General features: G+C 68.8%; 4 protein-coding genes. 2 read left to right on the plus strand and 2 right to left on the minus strand.

The annotated features are described in order from the left end of the window. Positions 1 to 611: 611 nt before the first annotated feature. Positions 612 to 1,082, minus strand: coding sequence for a hypothetical protein (locus NCC78_RS28105; RefSeq protein WP_250798286.1), 471 nt, complete (start codon positions 1,080 to 1,082; stop codon positions 612 to 614). 19 nt (positions 1,083 to 1,101) lie between these two features. Between NCC78_RS28105 and NCC78_RS28110 the strand changes: the two genes are divergently transcribed. Together NCC78_RS28110 and NCC78_RS28115 are read left to right on the plus strand one after the other, a co-directional pair. Continuing rightward, positions 1,102 to 2,280 (plus strand): major capsid protein, encoded by a 1,179-nt coding sequence (locus NCC78_RS28110; RefSeq protein ID WP_250798287.1) that lies wholly within the window; start codon positions 1,102 to 1,104, stop codon positions 2,278 to 2,280. Positions 2,281 to 2,692: 412 nt separating this feature from the next. After that, positions 2,693 to 3,703 carry an HNH endonuclease gene (locus NCC78_RS28115; RefSeq protein ID WP_250798288.1) on the plus strand — a complete coding sequence of 337 codons (1,011 nt, stop codon included), beginning with the start codon at positions 2,693 to 2,695 and terminating at the stop codon, positions 3,701 to 3,703. Positions 3,704 to 3,915: 212 nt separating this feature from the next. Here the strand turns inward: NCC78_RS28115 and NCC78_RS28120 are convergent, their stop codons facing one another. Further along, positions 3,916 to 4,227 carry a hypothetical protein gene (locus NCC78_RS28120; RefSeq protein WP_250798289.1) on the minus strand — a complete coding sequence of 104 codons (312 nt, stop codon included), beginning with the start codon at positions 4,225 to 4,227 and terminating at the stop codon, positions 3,916 to 3,918. Between the last annotated feature and the right edge of the window lie 149 nt (positions 4,228 to 4,376).

Raw genomic sequence — 4,376 nt, forward strand, 5'->3', positions numbered from 1 at the left:
CTGCGGCAACAAGCGTCGGGGCCGCAGCGTGTTCGTGCTGTCCTACGGCGACGGCCGGCAGGGCGGCGAGTACGCGTCGAAGACGGACGCGGAGATCGCCGACGTGCGCAAGGGCGGCGGTGGCACGATCCGCCAGGTGCAGAAGTAGGCAGCGGTGCGGCGCCTTGGTGGCGCCGCACCGCAACGTCTATGTCATGGGCCGCCACCCCCGTTCCCGGGGCCAGCGGCGCCTGGGGTGAGCTCCGGGGGACTTCCGTCCGGGTTCACGTCAGGCGGTACTGCCTGGTCCTGATGTCCGATGGGTGGATCGCCAGGGTTTTCTGGCGAGAACGAACACTTGATGCGGAACGCAACGGCTTTCCACTCGACCTCGACGTGTCCGCCCGTCCTCTCGACCCGCCCCACAAAATAGTGAGCCGAGACGATGAGCAGCAGTGCGATCGATAGGGGAGTAACCGCGGCGATCCAGCTCGCGGCTTCTCCCACTGTTGCGTACCTACCTGGCGGTACTGGGCTTCACGACATGCCCACCTTTCCTGCTCGATACTTCCAACTCCTTTTGTCGTCGCTGCCCGTGTAGGCGCATGCGACTCAGGCGTGGTGGTGGGCAGTTACACACTGCCGTTCCGCCTTCGAGTAGGGCTTCGTTGGCGGCTCACGCAGGTTGGTGCCACGGAGGATGACGGCGGCTGCCGAAACCCCCGGTCGACCACCATCGTCGCAGCCGGGCGCTTGTCGCATGGTGGGTTACGCTGTGCGCTGAACCGCCGATGCTGGCTGCGGGCCGGTCGGGACGAGATCCCTACCGTGCTGAGGAGCCGACGGTGGAATTTGAGATCCCGGCGAGCCTCGAAGGGCTCGACCTCGACGCTCTCGTCGACCTGGAGAACCAAGCCGTAGAAGCGTTCGATGCCCTGCGCGACGACGCGGCCCTCGACGCCGACGGCCTCGCCCGGCTGCGGGAGCTGGCCACGTTCGTCCAGTCGGTGCGCACCGAGCAGGCGCGGATCGAGCAGGCGCGGATCGAGCAGGCGGCCGAGCAGGTCGCCGCCGAGCTGGACGACCTGACCGCGACGGTGCACGGCGCTCCGGAGGGCGGCGATGGCAACGGTGACGAGGGCGACGGCGGCGAAGCCGAGGAGGTCGGCCGAGGAGACGCCTACCGAGGAGACGCCTACCGAGGAGACGCCTACCGAGGAGACGCCTACCGAGGAGACGCCTACCGAGGAGACGCCGGCCGACGAGACGTCGGCCGAGGAACTTGCGCAGCAGCAGCCGACGCCGGTCGTCGCGTCGCTGGCTCGCCGGGCGGCTCGCCGGCAGCCGAAGCCGAAGGTGACCAGCGCCGGCAGGTCGGCGGTCATCAAGGCGGCGGCGGACGTGCCAAACGTGCCGCACGGGCACGTGTTTTCCTCTGTGTCGGAGGTCGCTTCGGCGTTCGACGACAAGTTCGCTGGCTTCCCGCGAGGGGTGGGGGTGGCGACCCGGATCAAGCAGAACGTGGCCCGGGTGGAGCTGCCCGTCGACCAGGCGCTCGTGGCCGGGGGCAGGGGCCTGACGGACATGGAGCTGGTGGAGCTGGCCGCGTCGGAGTCGCGGCTGTCGGGCGGCAACCTCGTCGCGGCCGGCGGCTGGGGTGCCCCGTCGGAGACGCTGTGGGAGCTGTGCGAGGGCCTGGAGACGACCGAGGGCCTGCTGGACCTCCCGGGCATCACGATCCCGCGTGGCGGCGGTATCAAGGTGCCGGCCAACCTCGACTTCCGCGACCTGTATTCGGGGATCGGCTTCGTGCAGACCGAGGCGGACAGCACCGCGGGGGTTGACAAGTCCTCGTACCGGGTGCCGACGGTGAACTGGGCTGAGACGCGCCTCGAGGTGGACGGGGTGCAGATCGAGCAGGACATCGTGCAGAACGCGGTGTGGCCTGAGCTGACCCGGGACGTGGTGCGGCGGGCGCTGACCGCCCACGAGCACAAGATCAACGCCCGGCTGATCCAGCGGATGGCCACCGCCCCGGGCCAGTCGACGCAGTTCGCGCTGACCCTTGGCGGCGACGTCGACGGCGACGAGACGACCACGGCGCTGCTCGGCTCGATCTCGCTGGCGGCCACGGACTACCGTGTTCTACTGGCAGGCTCCCCGCCGTCCGCAGCCGCTGGTTCGCAGCAAATACCCGGCGCCCTTGCCTTGGTCCGAGGCTGCACGTCGCGCGATCGTCGCGGACCCCAAGTGCCGGCTCGTTATCGAGCATTGCGAGCCTGTCCACCTCGTGATCCGTGACCTGCTCGATCATCCGCCTGCCGACATCAACCAGCTTCGCGACGTACTCCACAGTCGTCTCGCCTGCTGCGTCATCACGAAGGCTGAGGATGACGCGATCAACGCGGCCGGATTCGGTACCCGTTTGGTTCCGGGAGCTGAACACGATCTGTGGGCTCGCTACAGGGCGGCCGGGATCGACCCGGGCACATTCGCGCCATACCCGGGAACCGGGTCTTTGCGTGAAGCGGTTGGATAGGCGCGGTTCTAGCCGATGAGCGTAGGTTCGCGATGCCGCGTGCGGGCCGCTCCCACCGGTTGGTTGTGCTTACGGTATCGAGAGCGACGTGGGGGGCCGTTCTGACGAGGGCGCTGTCAACGGTGGCCCGTTAGGATCACCGCCACCGGACGACCTACGGGGAAGGGTGCAGGCATGTCGGCGATCCTCCTGGGTTGGAATCCACAGCGGTGGAATTGGGCCGATTACGACGAATGGGCTGCCCAGGTGCGGCGCGATGGGACGAGACGCGACACGTGGAGCGTGGGCCGACGGGTCAACATCGCTGCTGGATCTGACGCGTGGTTGCTGGTGCAGGGCAAGCACCGCGGTCTGATCGGACGTGCCATCGTCCTGTCCGAGCCGTACGAGGGCCGGCATTTCTCGGATCCGGCGAGGACCGCCAACTATGTAGAGATCGACTGGCTGAGCCTGCTGCCGATCCCGGATCGGATCCCCCCGGTCGTGCTGAACGCAGAGGCTCCGGGTGTGCGGTGGGACCAAGTCTACGGATCGGGAATGTCGGTCCCGGTCGAGTCTGAGGCGGTCGTTCACGCCTTGTGGGAGCGTTTCGGCCCGCAGCACGAGGCTCGCGACCCAAGCGAGCTGCCCCAGGGTCTGTTCCCAGAGGGCGCGGTGCGGACCATCGTCGTCAATCGCTACGAACGCGATCCACGTGCCCGCGCGGCGTGCGTCGAGCACTGGGGCCTGGCCTGCGTTGCGTGCGGGCTCGACTTTGCGTCCGTCTATGGCGAGCTGGGCAAGGGGTTCATCCACGTCCACCACCTCACGCCGGTATCACAGCTCGGACCCGGCTACCAGGTTGACCCGATCGCGGACCTACGGCCGCTATGCCCCAACTGCCACGCGATGGTCCATACCCAAGACCCGCCGATGCCACCAGATGATCTGGCTGCCAGGATCCGAGCGTCGCGGACGAGCGTTGGCCCTAGACGTACCGTGCCCAACATGACCTCACCGTCCACCTGCCCTGACTGTGGTCGGCCTGGCGTACCGATCATGTACGGGGAGCCTGGCCCGGAAATGATCGCCGCGGCGGAGGAGAAACGGATCGCAATCGGTGGGTGCGTTATCTACGACGGTCAACCAACTTGGACCTGTTCTGAGGGGCACGACTGGCGCGTGGATGAGTCCGCGCGGACGTAGAGGGTCTTGATGCTGGCTGGAGGCCCGCCCCAGGTGAGTCTTCCTCTTCCAGCCGCTGACCGCGCGATCATCAAGCATCTGATGAGCCGCCGGTGTCAGGCACGTCGTAAGAGGACAGGGTTCGTCCGGGCGCTGGGCAACATGGCCGGCGCGGGCTCCAGATAGAAGGGAGGGTGGCCCCGAACCGGGGCCACCCTCCCTCCAATCCGGCATCAGCGGAAGCCGTCGCCCCGGAACAGGGTGCTGCCGGGCTCGCGCCGGGGCAGCGGCGGCGGCACCTCGCCGGCCGGTGCCGATGCCAGGAACGGCAGGTACCGGCGGAGGAAGTCGTCGACGCCGGGGATCGCGAGGACGCGGGTCACCGCGGCCGCCACGGCGAGGGCCTGGGCGACGAGCGGCACCGCCTCGATGCCGGCGACGGCGGCGATGGTCGGCAGCAGCGACAGCAGCGCGACGACGGCCGCGAAGATGGTCCGCGCGGTGGCCCGCCACGGGTGGCGGGTCTGCGTGGTGGTGGGGGTCATGGTCCCTCCTCGGGTTGGTCAGACACACAGGTCGAGCAGTGGCACGCACACCAGCGCCGGGCTGGGCTGGTGCGTGGGGTTCGGCCCCGGCGGGCCGGGTGGCCCGCTGGGGCCTCCCGGTCCGGCCGGGCCGGGGGCTGGTGCCGGGC

Origin of the sequence: Micromonospora phytophila (genome assembly GCF_023656545.1) — a bacterium.
Classification (GTDB): Bacteria; Actinomycetota; Actinomycetes; order Mycobacteriales; family Micromonosporaceae; genus Micromonospora; species Micromonospora phytophila.